Genomic DNA, 18459 nt, shown 5'->3' on the forward strand with positions numbered 1-18459 from the left:
TGGATTCAATGGGGTGGATCCAGGACAGCTGGCACGGGGTCACCAACGTTGGGTCCAGCACCTGGTTGGCGTGGGCGGCGTGGGCGGCGATCGCGCTCGGCGTCGTCGCGCTGGTGTTCACGAATCGCCAGCTCAGCCGCAATCGCCGGTTGGCGGCGGAGCAGACGCGTCCCCACCTCGCCATGCTCATGGAACCGCACGCCGCGGACTGGCACGTGATCGAGCTCGTGGTCCGCAATTTCGGCCGGACGGCGGCTTATGACATCACGTTTTCGTTTGCGAATCCCCCGACGGTGGCCGAATACGAAAATGCGGCCGACGGCTACGCCGATGTCGTCGAACTGCAGCTACCCCGCGAGTTGCCGGTGCTCGCGCCCGGCCAGGAATGGCGGATGGTGTGGGATTCGGCGCTCGACCGCGGCGAAATCGGCAGCGGGATCGAGTCGCGTTTCACCGGGAAGGTGATCTACTACGACCGCCCCGACAGGCCGCGGGGGTGGCGGTTCTGGCAGCGCGCACGGCGGCCGCTGGAGACCAACGTGGTGCTGGATTGGGACGCCCTGCCACCGGTTCAGCGCATCGAGCTGATGACGACGCACGACCTGGCGAAGCGGGAAAAGCAGAAGCTGGAACTGCTGCGCGGGCTGCTCACCTACTTTCACTACGCCAGCAAGGAAACGCGCCCCGACGTGTTCCGCAGCGAGATCGAGCGGATCAACGCGGCCGTCCAGGAGACCCAGGACAGGTGGCGCACCCGGCAGCTCGACGAACCCACCGACGTCAGCCTGCGCTGGGGCAATGCGGAAAACGATCTCGGCAAACATCACAGCCAGCACGTGTGACGGCGGGCCGTCTCCGGTCGAGCGGGCGTCGATCTGATTCAATCGACGGGCTGCCCGTATCGAAGGAGTGAGCCATGAGCGGCCCGGTCACCTACAGCCACCACGATTCCATCGCGGTCATCCGGATGGACGACGGCAAAGTCAACGCGCTGGGCCCGAGCATGCAGCAGGCCCTCAACGAGGCCATCGACCAGGCCGACAGCGACGACGTCGGGGCGTTGGTGATCGCCGGCAACGAGCGCGTGTTCAGCGGCGGCTTCGACCTGAAGATCTTGACCTCCGGCGAGGTGCAGCCCGCGGTCGACATGCTCAGGGGTGGCTTCGAGCTGGCGCATCGGCTGCTGTCCTACCCGAAGCCGGTGGTGATGGCCTGCACCGGCCACGCCATCGCGATGGGGGCGTTCCTGCTGTCGTCCGGCGACCACCGGGTGGCCGCCCACGCGTACAACATTCAGGCCAACGAGGTCGCGATCGGCATGATCATCCCCTACGCCGCCCTGGAGATCATGAAGCTGCGCCTGACGAGGTCGGCCTATCAGCAGGCCACCGGGCTGGCCAAGACGTTCTTCGGCGAAACCGCCCTCGCCGCGGGCTTTGTCGACGAGATCGTGCTGCCCGAGATGGTGCTCAGTCGCGCCGAGGAGGCCGCGCAGGAATTCGCCGGCCTGCACCAGCACGCCCACGCCGCAACCAAATTGCGCACCCGCGCCGACGCGCTGGCGGCCATCCGCGCCGGGATCGACGGCATAGAAGCCGAGTTCGGCCTGTAGCCCGGCGGCGCCGGTTCGCCACACCGGTTTTGGACGGCCGGCCCCGGGTACGCCTCAGGCGTGGTCACCGACCGAATCGCGCACCCGTGGGGCACGCGGACGCCGTACGAACCCGGCTGGCCCTGGCCGCGGCGCGTCGACGACTACCTGATCGGGGACGTCGACCCGGAGTCGGTGCAGTGGGTGCAGTCGGCGGCCGTGCTGCACTCCAACGGCGACGGGCTCGACATCGCCGTCAAGGACGGACGCATCGTGGGTGTCCGGGGGCGTGCCGTCGACCGGGTCAACCATGGACGCCTCGATCCCAAGGACCTGTTCGGCTGGCAGGCCAATGCATCCCCGGACCGCCTGACCAGCCCGTTGATTCGCACCGGCGGCGAGTTGCGGCCCTGCTCGTGGGACACCGCCATGGACCGCATCGTGGCCCGCAGCAGGCAGCTGCTCGACACCCAGGGCCCCGGGTCGATCGGCTTCTACACCTCCGGACAACTCTTCCTCGAGGAGTACTACACCCAGGGTGTGATCGCCCACGGCGCGATCGGCACCAACCACGTCGACGGCAATACGCGGCTGTGCACGGCGACGGCCGCCGAGGCCCTGAAGGAGTCGTTCGGCTGCGACGGCCAGCCCGGTTCCTACACCGATGTCGATCACGCCGACGTCATCGCATTGTTCGGGCACAACGTCGCTGAGACGCAGACGGTGCTGTGGGCACGCATGCTCGACCGGCTCGCCGGCGCCGCACCGCCGGCCATCGTGTGCGTGGACCCGAGGCGCACGCCGGTGGCCGAGCACGCGACCGTTCACCTGGCGCCGCTGCCCGGCACCAACGTGGCGCTGATGAACGGCCTGCTGCACGAGATCATCGCGCACGACTGGCTGGACCACGACTACATCGACACGCACACAGTGGGTTTCGACGAGTTGCGTCGGCGCGTCGAGGACTTCACCCCCGAGCGGGCCGCCGCGATCTGCGGCGTCGACGCCCGGGACATCCGGCGCGCGGCGCGGCTGCTGGGCACCGCCGAGCGGCTGTTGTCGACCGTGCTGCAGGGCTTTTACCAATCCCATCAGGCCACGGCGGCCGCCGTGCAGGTCAACAACGTTCACCTGGTGCGGGGCATGCTCGGCAAGCCGGGGTGCGGCGTGCTGCAGATGAACGGTCAGCCGACGGCGCAGAACACCCGCGAGTGCGGCGCCGACGGGGACCTGGCGGGTTTCCGCAACTGGGCCAACGACGACCACATCGCCGAGCTCGCCGAGCTGTGGAACCTTGAGCCGCAACAGATTCCGCACTACGGGCCGCCGACGCACGCGATGCAGATGTTTCGCTTCGCCGAGGAGGGCACGCTGCGCATGCTGTGGGTCACCGCGACCAACCCCGCGGTGTCGCTGCCCGAGCTGGCGCGCGTCCGGCGGATCCTGGCCCAGGAGCGGTTGTTCCTGGTGGTCCAGGACATATTCCTGACGGAGACGGCCGAGCTGGCCGATGTGGTGCTGCCCGCAGCCGCGTGGGGAGAAAAGACCGGAACGTTCACCAACGCCGACCGCACCGTGCACCTCTCCGAAAAGGCCGTCGAGCCACCGGGTTCGGCTCGCAGCGACCTCGACATCTTCCTCGACTACGCGCGGCGGATGGACTTCCGCGACAAGGACGGTCAGCCGCTGCCCGCATGGACGGACGCGGAGTCGGCCTTCGAGGCGTGGAAGAGGTGCAGCGCCGGCCGGCCCTGCGACTACACCGGACTGACCTACGAGAAGCTGCGCGGCGGCAGCGGAATCCAATGGCCCTGCAACGCCGAACATCCCGACGGCACCGAGCGGCTGTATGTCGACGGCAGGTTCTGGGCCGCACCGGACTACTGCGAGGCGTACGGCAAGGACCTGATCACCGGCGCCCCGCTGGAGCCCACCGAATACCGCGCGATGAACCCGCACGGCAAGGCGATCATCAAGGCCGCGCAATACATTCCGGCGCACGAGCGGCCGACGTCGAGCTACCCGTTCGCGTTGATCACCGGCCGCACCCTGTACCACTTCCACACCCGCACCAAGACCGCGCGGGCGCCGCAATTGCAGCGCGCCGCGCCCGAGGTGTGGGTGGAAGTCTCCGAGCCGGACGCGCGCCGCCTCGGGATCGCCGAGGGCGATCGCGTCGAGGTCGGCACGCCGCGCGGCACGATCACCTGCCCCGCCCGGATCAGCGGCATCCGCGAGGGGGTGCTGTTCGTGCCCTTCCACTACGGCTACTGGGACACCGGCGGCGATGGTCGTCAGCGGGGCCATCACCGGGCCGGCAACGAGCTCACCGTCACCGACTGGGATCCGGCGTCCAAGCAACCCATCTACAAGACCGCCGCCGCGCGGCTGGCGAAGAGCCGGTCACACGGTCTGCCGGTCGATGCGTATGCGCCGACGACCACGGCGTCCGCGCCGGTCAACGGCTCGGTGCCGGCCACCGAGGGCGGGATCGCGGCCCGGTCGGGCGAAGTGCGGGTCGACGAGGGCCGGCCATGAAGCTCAAGCTGGCGATCCGCGAGCTGCATCGCTCCGAACGCAAACTCACCCACCAGCTCAACGTGATGGCCGCCCGGCACCACAGCGACCAGGACGTCGCGCACCTGGCGGGCGATCTGGCCGGGTGGTCGCGCGATCATCTGGAGAGGCTGGCCCGGCACGGCCGGCATTACGGGCTGCGGCTCAACGCGCACCCGTGGACCAGTGCGGTCACCGGTTTCGTCCAGGCGCGGGCCAGCGACATGTTGCGCCACCGCCCCGAGCCGGCGCTGCTGCTGCTGGCCGACCTGCGCCGCATCCATCGGCTGGCGGCCGGGACGTCGCTTGATTGGGAGCTGCTGGGGCAAGCGGCGCAGGCCGCTCGCGACGCGGAGCTGTTGGGCCTGACCTCGCGCTGCCACCCGGAGACCTTGCGCCAGATGAGGTGGGCCAACGCCATGCTGAAGGAACTCTCGCCGCAGGCGTTGACGAGTTGAAAGCTGGTGTGCTACACCATGATTCGGTTGTCGCGGAGAAGGCGATGCGGTTGCCCGGGCAACCGCCTCCCCTCACGTCGCCTCCTCCATTCGGAAGTGTGACACGCCCGCGCCGGGCCGTCACTTCACCCTTCGTCAAACCGTCCAGCGGAAGCGCTTGAGATAGGCCGCCCAGTCCCACGTCGACAGGAACTCCTGCGCCGCCGCATACCCCCTGTCGTAGAGCTCTTCGAGGCGTCCCCGGGAGATATCGAAGTCGAGCACGCCCACATCCGTCGATTCGACCGGGATCGCGCGGGAAGACACCCACGGCTGGTTCAGGTGGGTCTGGTCATGCCCGGCGAGGATGGTGGTCAGCAGGCTTTCCAGCAGCGCCGTCTGCTCGAGAAGGCGCAGGGGTTTCAGCGCGGGCATCACCGTGCCGAGGCCCTCGGTGAGCCTCGGCAGAACGGTGACCCCAAACGTGGGCCAGTGCGGCGGCTTGCCGTCCGGCCGGTCGAAGGTGTCGATCGGAAAGTTCGACAGCACACCGCCGTCGACGAGGGTGGACGTCGCCCCGGTGACGCTCCTCAGCTTCACCGGGCGGTAAAAGAACGGGATCGCCATCGACGCGCGCACCGCCTGGGCGATCGGCTGCTCGTCGGGGTCCAGCCCGTAGAGCCGCCGGTAGTCCCAGGGCAGCCGCACCAGCTGCGCCGCGGTCAGGTCGGCGACGGTGACCACCAGCCGGTATTGCCACCCCTTGATCAGGTCTTCGTCGTCGAGGACGAGATCACCGAAGGAGCTGACGCCCAGGTTCTTCAGCTCACCGCGAATCCAGTCGTAGGCGACGTCACCGCGATACATGCTCGTTTCCCGCACCAGTCCCCACGCGGCACCGAGATAGGGGACGGGCCCCGCGTCGCGCCACTTGCTAAGCGGCACCGAGAAGGCGAGTTCCTTCATGTCCGCGGCGCTCAGCTGGTCGTCCTTGGTGCCGGCCGCCAAGATCGCCGCGACCACCGACCCGGCCGAAACGCCCGAGACCCTCTTGATCGAGTATCCGGCGTCCATCAGCGCGACGACCGCGCCCACCAGGCCGATGAACTTGACGCCGCCGCCCGAGAGCACCAGATCCACGGGTTTCGGCTGCGCCGCCCTGGCCGCCATCTACTTCTCCGCCGAAACCCAGTCGTAGGGAAGGAATTTGCCGTCGAACGTCACGACAACGCGGTCGCCCGACGGGTGCGTCTTCTTCTGCAGGTCCACGCTGAAGTTGATCGCGCTCATGATGCCGTCGCCGAACTGCTCGTGGATGAGTTCCTTGATGGCGCCGCCGTACACCTGCAGGGCTTCGTAGAAGCGGTAGATGGTTGGGTCGGTCGGCACGGCCGTGGGCAGTCCGCCACGCATGGGCGGGGCGGCGAGCACCGGCACCACCGACTCGTCGAGGCCGAGCATCTTCGCCAGGACCTTGCCCAGTTCGGCGGAAATGGGGTGCTGGCCAAGCAGCGCCGACGTGGTCCACAGCACCGGCCTGCCGATCGCGTCGGCCAGCTCCTGCCACGTCAGCCCCTTCGCCAGCCGCGCGACGACGATCTGTTCGGTGAGTTCGTTTCTCGTCATGGGTCCCAGCATGCACGCATGCGCCAGCGCGGGCTCACCCCGGCTTGGTGGCGGTGACCAGACGCGTCGAGAACCAGGGGCCGCCATACCACATGCGAAATCCGAGGTTGCGGCGCCGCACGTTGAGCCAGCCCAGTTCCCGCAAACGAGCGGCGTGCTGGCGGGTCTCCCACAGGTCGGCGATGGCCAGACGGCCGCCCGGGCGCAACACCCGAACCGCTTCGTCCAAAGCCTTGCGCCGGCCCGCACGTGTCGGAATGTTGTGGATCGCAAGGCTGCTGACGACCACGTCGACGCTCTCGGAGTCCAACGGCAGGGCGGTCATGTCGGCGGTGCGCACCTCGACGCGCTCGGCGACATTTTCCAGCGCCGCGTTGAACAGCGTTGCGTCCCGGGAGTTTTCGGTCTGGTCGGCGCGCCACAGGTCGACGCCTACCGCGCGGCCCCGCGGTAACCGCTTGGCCGCGGCCAGCAACACCGCGCCGCGCCCGCATCCGAGGTCGAGCAGCGTTTCGTCGCCGCGCAGTCGCAGGTTGTCGAGAATGTCGTCCCACACGCGGAACTTGCCCGCTCTCGTCGAGTAGATGTAGGAGACCGCCGTCGCGAGGATCTGGACGGCCGATGCCGCCGCAAGCCCGGCCGCCAATCGGTTGCCCCGGGCCAGCGCGAAGCCGGCGCCCGCGAACAGAACCGCGGATGTGGTTGCGACGCCGGTCAACTGGGCTCCGGCCGAGACGGTGTGGAAGGACCCGTCGTACCCGTATTCGCCCTTGCGCACGGTGCTCACCGCGTCACCAACGGCCACGGTGGACCACCTCGTCGAAGGGCCGGCGATTCGGCTTGCGGATCGGGGCGAGCGGCCGGTCGGCGGGGTAGCCGAGGCCGAGCATGAAGGCCACCAGGTGATCGTCGGGAACCCCCAGGATGGCGCGCGCCCTCTCCTGATCCCCCACCGACGAATGCCCCGTGCCGATCCCTAGGTCGGTGGCCGCGATCATCATCGCCATCGTCGCCTGACCGACGTCGTAGTTGTCGGTCACCAGCCTGCGGTCGTCCGGCGGCACCGGCACCACCAGGACGATCGCGGCCGCGGCCTTGGCGATATGGCCGGCGCCCCGCCAGACCGTCGACAGCTGCTGCAGCTGAGCCGGGTCGGTGACGATCACGAAGTCCCATGGCTGGCGGTTTTTCGCCGACGGCGCCCGCCAGCCCGCCTCGACGATCCGGTTCAGATCGGCTTCCGGCACCGGCTCCGGCTTGTACTCCCGCACATTGCGCCGGGCGCAGATCGCGTCCCAAGCTTCCATGTCGTTCCTCCCGTCTCGGCCCATGCTGCCACCGTTGTCGGCGAGGCGTTCTATGGTGGCAGCGCAATGGCCCTCCATCTCCACCGCGCCGAGCGCACCGACCTGCTTGCCGACGCTCTCGGCGCCCTACTGGCCAGCCCGTTGCCCGACCCGTTCGCCGAGGAGCTGGTCCTGGTGCCGGCGCGCGGCGTGGAACGCTGGCTCAGCCAGCGGCTGTCGCACGTGCTGGGGTGCACGCCCGGCGCCGGCGACGGTGTGTGCGCGGGGGTGGCGTTCCGCAGCCCGGCGTCGCTGATAGCGGAGATCACCGGCACGGTCGACGACGACCCATGGTCGCCGGAGGCGATGACGTGGCCGCTGCTCGAGGCCATCGACCGCAGCCTCGACGAGCCGTGGTGCCGAACGCTGGCAACCCATTTGGGCCACTTCGACGCCGACCCCGTCGAGGCCGAGCTGCGCAAGGGGCGGCGCTACGCGGTGGCGCGCCGGCTGGCCGGGCTGTTCGCCTCCTATGCCCGGCAGCGCCCGCGGCTGCTCGCCGATTGGCTGGACGGCGACCCGCGGGGCCTCGACGAGGATCTGCTCTGGCAGCCCGAACTGTGGCGGGCGCTGGTCACGCGCATCGGAGCCGATCCCCCGCACGTCCGCCACCAGCAGACCGTCGCGCGGCTGCGCTCGGGGCCCGGCGACCTGCCGCCGCGGCTGTCGCTGTTCGGGCACACCCGCCTGGCATGCACCGAGGTGGAGCTGCTCGACGCGGTGGCGGCCCACCACGAGCTGCACCTGTGGCTGCCACACCCCAGCGACGAGCTTTGGCGGGCGCTGGCGGGGCTGCACGGCGCCGTGCCGCGCCGCGATGACACCAGCCGGGCCGCCGCCAGGCATCCGCTGCTGGAGACGCTGGGCCGCGACCTGCGCGAGTTGCAGCGCGCACTGCCCGCCTGCCCGGCCGGCGACGAATACCTGCAATGGCCAAGCGGCACAACCAGACCCGACACGTTGCTGGGCTGGCTGCAGGCCGACATCGCCGCCAACGCGGTCCGGCCCGACGGCCGGGTGCTGGCCGCCGCGGACCGCTCGGTGCAGGTGCACAGCTGCCACGGCCCCATGCGGCAGATCGACGTGCTGCGTGAGGTGCTGCTCGGCCTGTTGGCCGACGACCCGACGCTGCAACCCCGCGACATCGTGGTGATGTGCCCCGACATCGACACCTACGCGCCGCTGATCGTCGCCGGCTTCGGGCTCGGCGATGTCGCGGGCGACACCCATCCCGCGCACCAACTGCGGGTCAGGCTCGCCGACCGCTCACCGACGCAGACCAATCCGCTGCTGGGGGTGGCGGCCGAGCTGCTCGCCATCGCGGGCACGCGGGTCACCGCCAGCCAGGTGCTCAACCTCGCCCAGGCCAAACCGGTGCGGGCCCGATTCGGGTTCACCGACGACGACCTCGACGCGATCACCGAATGGGTCTGTTCGGCGAACATCCGCTGGGGCTTCGACCCGGAGTATCGCCGGCCGTACGGCCTGGCCAAGGTCGTCCACAACACGTGGCGGTTCGGGCTCGACCGCATCCTGACCGGGGTGGCGATGTCGGACGACTCGCAGGCATGGCTGGGCACCGCGCTGCCCCTCGACGACGTCGGCAGCAATCGGGTGGAGCTGGCCGGGCGGCTCACCGAATACGTGGAGCGCTTGCAACGCATCATCGAAAGCCTCAGCCGCACACAGTCATTGGCCGACTGGGTAGACGCGCTGACCACCGGCGTCGGCCTGCTCACCCGCTCGGACGACGCCTGGGAACAGGCGCAGCTGCAACGGGAGTTCGCCGAGGTCGTCGCGCGGGCCGGCGCCCGGGCCCCGACGCCGCTGCGGCTGCCCGACGTGCGCGCGCTGCTGTCCACACAGTTGGCCGGACGCCCGACCCGGGCCAACTTCCGCACCGGGACGCTGACCGCGTGCACGATGGTCCCGATGCGCTCGGTACCGCACCGGGTGGTGTGCCTGGTCGGGCTCGACGACGGCGTCTTCCCGCGACTGGACGTTCCCGACGGTGACGACGCGCTGGCGCGCGACCCGATGACCGGAGAGCGCGACATCCGTTCGGAGGACCGGCAATTGCTGCTCGACGCGGTGTGCGCGGCGACCGAGACGCTGGTGATCACCTACACCGGCAACGACGAGCACACCGGGCACCCGCGCCCGCCCGCGGTCCCGCTGGCCGAGGTGCTGGATGCGCTGGATCGGACGACGGAAACCCCGGCGCGCCGGCACATTCTTACCCACCATCCGCTGCAGCCGTTCGACCGCCGCAACGTCACCCCCGGCGCGCTGGTTCCCGGGACGGCGTTCACCTTCGACCCGGCCGCGCTGGCCGCGGCACGGGCCGCCACCGGGGACCGCTGCGCGCCAACGCCTTTCATCGCCGGGCCGCTGCCGGTGTCGCCGGCCGGCGACGTGTCACTGGCCGACCTGCTCGACTTCTTCAAGGACCCAGTCAAGGGGTTCTTCCGGGCGCTCGACTGCACGCTGCCGTGGGACGTCGACGGGATCGAGGACGAGATGCCCGTCGACATCGACCCGCTTCAGGCCTGGGTCGTCGGCGACCGGATGCTGCACGACATCCTGCGGGGCATGGACCGCAACGTGGCGATGAACGCCGAATGGCGCCGCGGCACGCTGCCGCCGCTGCGCCTGGGCTGGCGCAAGGCCGACGCGATCAGCCAAACGGCCGCCCAGCTGGCCGGCATCGCGCAAAGCCACCAACGGGTGCCGGCGCAGGCCCGTGACATCGCCGTCGACCTGGGCGGGCCCGGCGCCCCCGGCCGCCGCGTAACCGGCACCGTCAACCGGGTTTTCGAGAACCGCATCGTCGACGTCAGCTACTCGCGGCTGGCCGCCAAACACAAACTCCAGGCGTGGGTCTCGCTGGTCGCGCTCGCCGCCGGCCACCCGCGCGGCGACTGGACCGCGATCTGCATCGGGCGCGGCGGCAGGGACACCATCGAGGTCTGCGCGCTGGGGGCGCCGCCCGATCCGGTGTCCGTCTTGCGCGACCTGGTCGCGATCTTCGATGCGGGACGCCGGGAGCCGCTGCCACTGCCGCTCAAGACGTCCTACGCGTGGGCCGAACGCCGCCACCGCGGGCGGGACCCTGTGCGGGAAGCCCGAAAAAAGTGGGAGTCCAACAAGTTTCACGACGGCGAGGACGGGGAGTCGGCGCACGTGCGGGTATGGGGGCCCAAGGCCCCGTTCGACGCGTTGCTCGGGCCGCCCGAACCGGAACTGGCGATGCCGGGCGAGGACACCCGGCTGGGTGCGCTGGCCGCCCGGCTGTGGCTGCCGCTGCTGGCCGCCGAAAGAAGGCCCGCCTGATGGAACCATTCGACCTGTTGGGTCCGCTGCCGACACCGGGCTCCACCACCGTGCTGGAAGCCAGCGCCGGCACCGGCAAGACCTTCGCGCTGGCCGGCCTGGTCACCCGCTATCTGGCCGAGACCGGCGCGACCCTCGACGAGATGCTGCTGATCACCTTCAACCGCGCCGCCAGCCGCGAGCTGCGCGAACGGGTGCGCGACCAGATCTCTGCGGCGGTGGCCGCGTTGGAGGGCCGCCCGGCGCCGGACAGCGACCTCGTCGCGCACCTGCTGCGCGGCACCGACGCCGAGCGCGCCGCGCGGCGGACCCGGCTGCGCGACGCGCTGGCGAACTTCGACGCCGCCACCATCGCGACCACGCACGAGTTCTGCGGGTCGGTGCTGAGATCGCTTGGCGTGGCCGGTGATACGGCCGCCGGTGTGCGGCTCGTCGAAAGCCTCGACGGCCTGGTCACCGAAATCGTCGACGACCTCTACCTCGCCCGGTTCGGCGCCGGCGAAGACGAGCCGCCGCTGACGTATGACGAAGCGCTGACGCTGGCCCGCGACGTCGTCGACGACCCGTGCGCGGAACTGCGGCCGCTCGACCCCGAGCCGGGCAGCACGCCCGCGGCCAGGCTGCGTTTCGCCCGCGACGTGCTCACCGAGCTCGAACACCGCAAGCGCCGGCTCGGCGTGGCCGGCTTCAACGACCTGCTCACCGGGCTGGCGAAAGCCCTTGCGGCGCAGGACTCCCCGGCCCGCGACCGGATGCGCGGGCGCTGGCGGATCGTGCTGGTCGACGAGTTTCAGGACACCGACCCCATCCAATGGAGGGTGCTCGAGTGCGCGTTCGCCGGCCACTCCACGCTGATCCTGATCGGCGACCCGAAGCAGGCCATCTACGGCTTCCGCGGCGGCGACATCCACACCTATCTCCGGGCCGCCCGCACGGCCGGGGCCCACTACACGCTGGGCGTCAACTGGCGCAGCGATCGCGCGCTGGTCGACAGCCTGCAGGCCGTGTTGCGCGGCGCGGCGTTGGGCCACCCCGACATCGTCGTGCACGAGATCCACGCTCAGCACGCCGGGCGCCGGCTGGCCGGGGCGCCGCGCAACGCGCCGTTTCGGTTGCGCGTCGTCAAACGTCCCGCCCTCGGCTACGACGAGACCGACAACATCCCGATCGACGTGCTGCGCCGGCACATTCCCGCCGACCTGGCCGCCGACATCGGGGCGCTGCTGGCCTCCGGCGCCACGTATGCCGGCCGGCCCGTCGAGGCCGGTGACATCGCGGTCATCGTCGAGCAGCACCGGGACGCGCGGGCGTGCCGGGATGCGCTGGCCGCGGCCGGCATTCCCGCGATCTACACCGGCGACACCGACGTGTTCGAGTCGCAGGCCGCCAAGGACTGGCTGTGCCTGCTGGAGGCGTTCGACGCGCCGCACCGCAGCGGGGTGGTCCGCGCCGCGGCGTGCACGATGTTCTTCGGCGAGACCGCGGAAACCCTTGCCGCCGAGGGCGATGCGCTCACCGACCGGGTCGCCGCCACGCTGCGAGAGTGGGCCTCCCACGCCCGGCAGCGGGGGGTCGCCGCGGTGCTCGAGGCCGCCCAGCTGGGCGGCATGGGCCGTCGGGTGCTGGCGCAATGGGGCGGCGAGCGGCACATGACCGACCTGGAGCACATCGCGCAACTGCTGCACGAGACCGCGCACCGGGAACGCTACGGCCTACCGGCGCTGCGGGATTGGCTGCGCCGGCAGTGCGCCGACCGCACCGGCGAATCCGAACGCAACCGCCGCCTGGACAGCGACGCCGCCGCCGTGCAGATCATGACGGTGTTCGTGGCCAAGGGATTGCAGTTCCCGATCGTCTACCTGCCGTTCGCCTTCAACCGCAACGTCCGCAAGAACGACATCCTGCTCTACCACGACGAGAACGACACCCGCTGCCTGCACGTCGGTGGCAAGGACAGCCCCGACCGCCGCGTGGTCGAGGAGCTGCACCGCAGCGAGGAGGCCCGCAACAACGTCCGCGTCACCTACGTCGCGCTGACCCGGGCCCAATCGCAGGTGGTGGCGTGGTGGGCGCCGACGTGGGACGAGCGCAACGGCGGGCTGTCGCGGCTGCTGCGCGGGCGCGGGATCGGCGAGGGGCGGGTGCCGGACAAGTACGAACCGGCCATCACCGACGACGACGCGTGGGCGTTGTTCGGGCGGTGGCAGGACGCGGGCGGGCCGGCGGTCGAGGAGTCGAGGATCGCGGCGCCGACGGCGCGGCCCGCCGCGCCGCCCGTCCCCCATTTCGAGGTCCGGCATTTCCACCGCGCGATCGACACCGGATGGCGACGCACCTCGTATTCGGCGCTGGTTCGCGGCGGCGAGACCGCCCGCGCGCTCGGCACGGACAGCGAGCCGGAGGCCGGCGTGCGCGACGACGAGGTGGAGGGCGTCGTGGTCACCGCGCCCGGCGTCGGCCATGACGTCGAGTCGCCGCTGAGCGCGATGCCGGCCGGAGCGGCATTCGGGTCGCTGGTGCACGCGGTGCTCGAGACCACGGACCCGGGTGTGCCCGACCTCGCCGCCGGGCTGGAGGAGCAGGTGCGGCGGCACCTGGCGTGGTGGGCCGTCGACGTCGACGCCGCCGCGCTGGCGGCCGCCCTGGTCCCGATGCACGACACGTCGCTCGGGCCGCTGGCGGGCGGGCTGACGCTGCGGCGGATCGGTCTGCGGGATCGCCTGCGGGAGTTGGACTTCGAGATCCCGCTGGGCGGCGGCGACGTCCGCGTTGCCGCGCCCGACGTCTCGTTGTCCGACGTGGGCGAGCTGCTGCGGGTGCACCTGCCCGCCGGTGATCCGCTGGGGTCCTACGCCGAGCGATTGACGTCGGGCGGGCTGGGTGGTCAATCGCTGCGCGGGTACCTGACCGGCTCGATCGACGCGGTGCTGCGGTTGCCCGGCCAGCGCTACCTGGTGGTGGACTACAAGACCAACCACCTCGGCGACACCGCGGCCGACTACGGCCGCGACCGGTTGATCGAGGCCATGCTGCATTCGGACTACCCGCTGCAGGCGCTGCTGTACACCGTTGTGCTGCACCGGTTCCTGCGCTGGCGGGTGAGCGGCTACGACGCGGCGCGACACCTGGGCGGGGTGTTGTATCTGTTCGTGCGGGGCATGTGCGGTGCCGACACGCCGGTGGTCGACGGGTACCCGTGCGGCGTGTTCGGCTGGCAGCCGCCGCCCGAGTTGGTGGTGGCGCTGTCGGATCTGCTGGACGAGGGAAGGCGGGCAGCGTGACGGCGGACGTGGAGGTCGCCGTCGGCGTCGAGGGCCTGCTGGGGGCTTTCAACACGGCCGGTGTGCTTGATCTCTCGGATGTGCGTGTGGCGCAACGACTCTGCGTGCTGGCCCGGGAAGACGACGAACGGGTGGCCCTGGCGGTGGCGCTGGCGGTGCGCGCGCTGCGGGGCGGGTCGGTGTGCGTCGAGCTCGAGACGGTCGCGGCGGCGGTGGGTTCGGGCGACGTGCCGTGGCCGGAACCGGTGGAGTGGCTGGCCGCGGTGCGGGCGAGCGCGTTGGTGGGTGAACCGCCGGTGCTGCATCTCTATGACGACCGGCTGCTCTACCTCGACCGGTACTGGCGCGAGGAAAAGCAGGTGTGCGACGACCTGCTGGCGCTGCTGGCGTCCGGATCGGCGCGCGAGTTGCCCATCTCCTCGCGGCTTTTCCCGCCCGAATACTCCGAGCAGCGCGAGGCGGTGGAAATCGCGCTGTCGCAAGGGGTGACGGTGCTCACCGGCGGCCCCGGCACCGGCAAGACGACCACCGTCGCGCGGCTGCTCGCGGTGGTGGCCGGGCAGGGCGAGCTCACCGGGTCGGCTCCCCCTCGGGTCGCGCTGGCGGCGCCGACGGGCAAGGCCGCGGCCCGGCTTGCCGAAGCGGTGCAGCGCGAAGTGGCCAGGCTGGATGCGGTCGACCGCGAGCGCCTGGGCGGGCTGCAGGCGATGACGGTGCATCGGCTGTTGGGTCGCCGGCCGGACTCGTCCTCGCGGTTCCGCCACGATCGCGGAAACCGGTTGCCGCACGACGTGATCGTGGTCGACGAGACGTCGATGGTGTCACTGACGCTGATGGCGCGGCTACTGGAAGCGGTGCGGCCGGACGCCCGGCTGATCCTGGTCGGCGATCCCGACCAGCTCGCGTCGGTCGAGGCCGGCGCCGTGCTGGCGGACCTGGTGGACGGGTTGTCGGGCCGCGGCGACGTGCGGGTGGCGGCGCTGCGGACGTCGCATCGATTCGGCGAGTCGATCGGCTTTCTCGCCGACGCGATCCGGGCGGGCGACGCGGAGGGCGCGCTGACGTTGCTGCGATCCGGTGACGAGCACATCGAGTTCGTCGAGGACGACGACGTCGTTGATCGGTTGCGGCCGATCCTGCTGCCGCACGCGCTTCGGCTGCGAGAGGCGGCGGCGTTGGGCGCCGCCGATGTGGCGCTGGCGACGCTGGACGAGCATCGGCTGCTGTGCGCGCACCGGCAGGGCCCGTTCGGGGTGCGGCGCTGGAATCGTCAAGTGGAGCAGTGGCTTTCGGAGGAAACGGGCCTGCCGCCGTGGTCGGAGTGGTACGCCGGGCGCCCAGTGCTGGTGACCGCGAACGACTACGCGCTGCGCGTGTTCAACGGTGACACCGGCGTCGCGGTGGCGGGTCCCGACGGGTTGCGTGCCGTCATCGCCGGCGTGACCGGGCCCGTCGACTTCGCGACCAGCCGCCTCAGCGATGTCGAGACCATGCACGCGATGACGATCCACAAGTCCCAGGGCAGCCAGGCCGACGAGGTGACGGTGCTGCTGCCGGGCGAGGACTCGCGGCTGCTGACGCGGGAGTTGTTCTATACCGCGGTGACCCGCGCGAAGGGCAAGGTCCGCGTGGTCGGGTCCGAGGCTTCCGTGCGCGCCGCGATCGCGCGGCGGGCGATGCGCGCCAGCGGGTTGGCGCTTCGGCTGCGAGAGTCCGCGGCTAGTTGATCGCGGCGGTGGGAATGAGCACCGCGACATCACTGTGCTGGTATGCCAGGCCGCTGTCGAGTGTTGCCAACTTCCCGTTGCGGCTTCGGGCTAACTGAGCAAGGTAGGCATCAGTTACCTGTCGGTGGCCGACCACTCCTTCCAACTCCACGTGGGCGAAAGAGACGCCGTCCGGCCAGAATTCATGACGCGTGACAGCTTCGATTGCGCCGACCACGTCGCGCGCGACCACCGCGGATTGCCCTTTCCGCACGAGGAATCGAACAAGGCTTCCTTGGGTGATCGGGCACGTCGCAAATTCGCTATCGGATGCCGACAGCCATTCGACGGCGGCGTCATGATGCACATGTTCTGTGACGACAAGTGCGATCAGCACGTTCGCGTCAAGCAGCGTCGTCACTACTCATCCTCCAATTCGCGCACGTCCTCGGATGTCACGACCACGCCCACGCTCACCAAGGGCAGCCCCGTCCTCGGGTCTAGGGAGGGCGCACCTGTGCCGTCGGCCCTGAGGCCGCGTCGGATGAGGTCGGCGACCGTGGCGCTCAGCGTGCGATGGGTGTCTCGTGCGATGGCCAGCGCCTGCCTGTGGAGATCCTCCGGAAGGTCGATCGTGGTGCGCATACCCAAGCCTAGCATCTCTGCATCATGATGCAGAGATGCTAGTATAGGACTAGATCACGCTGACTGAGCACGGTCGACCCGTAGCAAATCGCATGCGGCGACGAAGGCCGCCCACTCGGCCTCGGTTGGGCGAACTCCGTCATTGGTGAGGGCGTCGTCGCTCACCGCCAAACCGGGTTCGATTGGGGCGAGCAAGTTGGCGATTTCGGCGATGTGCCCAGCCGGGCTATCGGCGAAGCTTTGAAACACCCGGCGGCGGATCCAGGCCTGCAGGCTGTCCATGCCAGCAGCCAAGTCCAATTCGGGAAGCCGCAGAGCCCTGCCGCAGCGAAGAGCCTGTTCCTCGAACCGATCCTCCCAGCATTCCGTCTGCCATCCGCTCCATAGGCCGGGCAGGGCTTTGAAAACGCCCATGGCGTCGGCGGTTTGCCACGCTCCCAACGTCTTTCGGGCTATGTCGATGTGAACGCCACCCAGGGGGATCCTGCTCCGGGTCAAGCTACGGACACCACGGCCGGGGAGCTTGCGGATCAACCCGGGCCCATGCCATGCCGGACTGACGTCCCACTGCAGTGGCCACATCCGAACTTTGCCTGTGTCATCTACAACGGAAACCAGATGACACAACCTGTTTTGCTGTTCGAGCTCAACGGGTGCCTCGGTACCCGAGGTATGGCACCGCAATTCGGCCCCCACATACCCCGCGAGTTCGACGGTTCCGTCATAGGCCCAGCCGATCTCGTAGGCGGGCCATATCGCGGCGAGCACAGTCATCACGGCCCGGCGTTCGGCCATGTCGACCATCAGCTCATCGCCGAAGAACAACAGCCTGCGACGATCGAGGTCGACCACCGCGCCGCCGTCAGCCCACAATGGATCGGTCCACTCGTCTTTACCGCAGCGCCGTAGCGACTGTATATACCGCAGGGCCAGTTCCGGCCCACCGATCAGCGCATCGAGGATGCGGCAGCCCGCCCAGTGCGAGTAATAGAGCTGCCAGTCCTGGTCTTTCACGATCACCAAGTTCGCCCTGTTGCCCATGTTGGCCCCCTTCGATATTGACGCGAGCTAGGGCATCACGTCGACTGCGCCAAGTGTCCTTCAGGGGTCCGACATGTTCGTTCGGAACGGCGGGAGCCTCGCCGGGCAAATGCGGCGCGCTCGTCATCGGCGGGGTGCGTCACCCGCGGACATCCCGTGGTCGTAGTGGCCGTTGAGCAGCGCGGATACGGTTGTCGGTCGCCACGGGTGGCCCTTCTGGGTGCGCTGTCCGGCCGAGTTGAGAACCCGCGCGGTGGCCACTTGCGTGACGCCACAGCCGTGCACGAGCCAACGGACGTAGCGCTTCAGCACCGGCTGGCGCTGCGCCCACGGCGCGGCGGGTGCCGGAAGCGCCGGCGGCACAACACGTTCCGCGTAAGCACCGGCATCGGTGCCGACTCCGGTCGGAACGCGTCGCGCCGCCGCCCCGGCGGGCGCACCGGCCCCGGCGGCAACCAGGCCCAATTCGATTTCACGGCTGAGGCTTTCGGCTCCGAGAGCCGCGAGTACCGCGTTGTCGAGCTCGTCGACGGCCTGGACTTCGCGCCGGAGGGCGAAGTCGATTTCGCTGTACCCGCCGGTGACCGGGCACGGGTCGAGTTCGCGACCGACCCGAAGGTTCAACCCGTGCCGCTGCAGCACCAGGCTCAGGCGCCGCCAGTGCTGCTCCCGCCCGAGATCCGGGCCCGCAAACGGCACCCAGATGTGCATGCGGCCCGCTATCGCGCGGCCCAGCGCCGACATGACGGCGTCGATCTCGGTCAGCTCGTCGGCCGCCGCCGCCTCGCCCGGCTCGAAGGAGAAGACCTCGGCGATGCGACATCCCTGCCGCGCCGCGTGCTCCGTCAAGTGGTCACGGTGCCGTAGCACCGTGTCGTGGTCCCCGAGCAGAATGAC

General features: G+C 70.0%; 15 protein-coding genes. 7 read left to right on the forward strand and 8 right to left on the reverse strand.

Going from position 1 to position 18459, the window contains the following annotated elements; genetic code table 11:
* The first annotated feature begins 8 nt into the window (after positions 1–8).
* The 4 genes from OQ968_RS20065 to OQ968_RS20080 all read left to right on the forward strand — a co-directional run bounded on the left by OQ968_RS20065 (position 9) and on the right by OQ968_RS20080 (position 4605).
* Positions 9–842, forward strand: a complete 834-nt coding sequence (locus tag OQ968_RS20065) for a hypothetical protein (RefSeq protein WP_324681138.1) — start codon at positions 9–11, stop codon at positions 840–842.
* Positions 843–916: 74 nt separating this feature from the next.
* Complete coding sequence (locus OQ968_RS20070; protein ID WP_324681023.1) at positions 917–1612, forward strand: crotonase/enoyl-CoA hydratase family protein; 696 nt, start codon at positions 917–919, stop codon at positions 1610–1612.
* Positions 1613–1672: 60 nt separating this feature from the next.
* The gene (locus OQ968_RS20075; RefSeq protein WP_324681024.1) at positions 1673–4129 is read left to right on the forward strand and encodes a nitrate reductase; all 2457 of its coding nucleotides are present in this window, start codon (positions 1673–1675) and stop codon (positions 4127–4129) included.
* Positions 4126–4605 (forward strand): hypothetical protein, encoded by a 480-nt coding sequence (locus OQ968_RS20080; protein ID WP_324681025.1) that lies wholly within the window; start codon positions 4126–4128, stop codon positions 4603–4605. The genes OQ968_RS20075 and OQ968_RS20080 overlap by 4 nt, the downstream gene beginning before the upstream one ends.
* A 135-nt stretch (positions 4606–4740) precedes the next feature.
* Here OQ968_RS20080 and OQ968_RS20085 read toward each other — a convergent pair whose 3' ends face one another.
* Genes OQ968_RS20085 through OQ968_RS20100 form a run of 4 tightly spaced genes read right to left on the reverse strand, consistent with a single transcriptional unit; the run spans position 4741 to position 7517 of the window.
* On the reverse strand, positions 4741–5754 hold the full coding sequence (locus tag OQ968_RS20085) for a patatin-like phospholipase family protein (RefSeq protein ID WP_324681026.1): 1014 nt from the start codon (positions 5752–5754) through the stop codon (positions 4741–4743).
* Entirely contained in the window at positions 5755–6222 is a 468-nt protein-coding gene (gene cynS / locus OQ968_RS20090) for a cyanase (RefSeq protein WP_324681027.1), read from the reverse strand.
* Positions 6223–6244: 22 nt separating this feature from the next.
* Entirely contained in the window at positions 6245–7015 is a 771-nt protein-coding gene (locus OQ968_RS20095) for a class I SAM-dependent methyltransferase (RefSeq protein WP_324681028.1), read from the reverse strand.
* A complete protein-coding gene (locus OQ968_RS20100; RefSeq protein ID WP_324681139.1) occupies positions 7002–7517 on the reverse strand; it encodes a nitroreductase family protein in 516 nt (171 codons plus the stop codon). The genes OQ968_RS20095 and OQ968_RS20100 overlap by 14 nt, the downstream gene beginning before the upstream one ends.
* Before the next feature lie 66 nt (positions 7518–7583).
* On the opposite strand from OQ968_RS20100, the gene recC reads away from it, so the two are divergent.
* Genes recC through recD form a run of 3 tightly spaced genes read left to right on the forward strand, consistent with a single transcriptional unit; the run spans position 7584 to position 15897 of the window.
* Complete coding sequence (recC, locus tag OQ968_RS20105; RefSeq protein WP_324681029.1) at positions 7584–10889, forward strand: exodeoxyribonuclease V subunit gamma; 3306 nt, start codon at positions 7584–7586, stop codon at positions 10887–10889.
* A complete protein-coding gene (gene recB / locus OQ968_RS20110; RefSeq protein ID WP_324681030.1) occupies positions 10889–14170 on the forward strand; it encodes an exodeoxyribonuclease V subunit beta in 3282 nt (1093 codons plus the stop codon). The genes recC and recB overlap by 1 nt, the downstream gene beginning before the upstream one ends.
* Positions 14167–15897, forward strand: coding sequence for an exodeoxyribonuclease V subunit alpha (recD, locus tag OQ968_RS20115; protein WP_324681031.1), 1731 nt, complete (start codon positions 14167–14169; stop codon positions 15895–15897). Before recB ends, recD begins: the two co-directional genes overlap by 4 nt.
* Here the strand turns inward: recD and OQ968_RS20120 are convergent.
* The 4 genes from OQ968_RS20120 to OQ968_RS20135 all read right to left on the reverse strand — a co-directional run bounded on the left by OQ968_RS20120 (position 15890) and on the right by OQ968_RS20135 (position 18411).
* A complete protein-coding gene (locus OQ968_RS20120; RefSeq protein WP_324681032.1) occupies positions 15890–16297 on the reverse strand; it encodes a TA system VapC family ribonuclease toxin in 408 nt (135 codons plus the stop codon). The genes recD and OQ968_RS20120 overlap by 8 nt on opposite strands.
* Entirely contained in the window at positions 16297–16521 is a 225-nt protein-coding gene (locus tag OQ968_RS20125; RefSeq protein ID WP_324681140.1) for an antitoxin, read from the reverse strand. The genes OQ968_RS20120 and OQ968_RS20125 overlap by 1 nt, the downstream gene beginning before the upstream one ends.
* A gap of 54 nt (positions 16522–16575) precedes the next feature.
* A complete protein-coding gene (locus OQ968_RS20130) occupies positions 16576–17562 on the reverse strand; it encodes a hypothetical protein (protein ID WP_324681033.1) in 987 nt (328 codons plus the stop codon).
* Positions 17563–17685: 123 nt separating this feature from the next.
* The gene (locus OQ968_RS20135) at positions 17686–18411 is read right to left on the reverse strand and encodes a hypothetical protein (protein ID WP_324681034.1); all 726 of its coding nucleotides are present in this window, start codon (positions 18409–18411) and stop codon (positions 17686–17688) included.
* Between the last annotated feature and the right edge of the window lie 48 nt (positions 18412–18459).

It is taken from the genome of Mycobacterium sp. 663a-19 (assembly GCF_035616495.1).
Taxonomy (GTDB): Bacteria; Actinomycetota; Actinomycetes; order Mycobacteriales; family Mycobacteriaceae; genus Mycobacterium.

Excerpts from the sequence above, each read along its gene's own strand:
- OQ968_RS20065 (WP_324681138.1), top strand. The coding sequence starts at position 9 with ATGGGGTGGATCCAGGACAGCTGGCACGGGGTCACCAACGTTGGGTCC.
- OQ968_RS20070 (WP_324681023.1), top strand. The coding sequence starts at position 917 with ATGAGCGGCCCGGTCACCTACAGCCACCACGATTCCATCGCGGTCATC.
- OQ968_RS20080 (WP_324681025.1), top strand. The coding sequence starts at position 4,126 with ATGAAGCTCAAGCTGGCGATCCGCGAGCTGCATCGCTCCGAACGCAAA.
- OQ968_RS20085 (WP_324681026.1), bottom strand. The coding sequence starts at position 5,754 with ATGGCGGCCAGGGCGGCGCAGCCGAAACCCGTGGATCTGGTGCTCTCG.
- cynS (WP_324681027.1), bottom strand. The coding sequence starts at position 6,222 with ATGCTGGGACCCATGACGAGAAACGAACTCACCGAACAGATCGTCGTC.
- OQ968_RS20100 (WP_324681139.1), bottom strand. The coding sequence starts at position 7,517 with ATGGAAGCTTGGGACGCGATCTGCGCCCGGCGCAATGTGCGGGAGTAC.
- recC (WP_324681029.1), top strand. The coding sequence starts at position 7,584 with ATGGCCCTCCATCTCCACCGCGCCGAGCGCACCGACCTGCTTGCCGAC.
- recB (WP_324681030.1), top strand. The coding sequence starts at position 10,889 with ATGGAACCATTCGACCTGTTGGGTCCGCTGCCGACACCGGGCTCCACC.
- OQ968_RS20125 (WP_324681140.1), bottom strand. The coding sequence starts at position 16,521 with ATGCGCACCACGATCGACCTTCCGGAGGATCTCCACAGGCAGGCGCTG.
- OQ968_RS20130 (WP_324681033.1), bottom strand. The coding sequence starts at position 17,562 with ATGGGCAACAGGGCGAACTTGGTGATCGTGAAAGACCAGGACTGGCAG.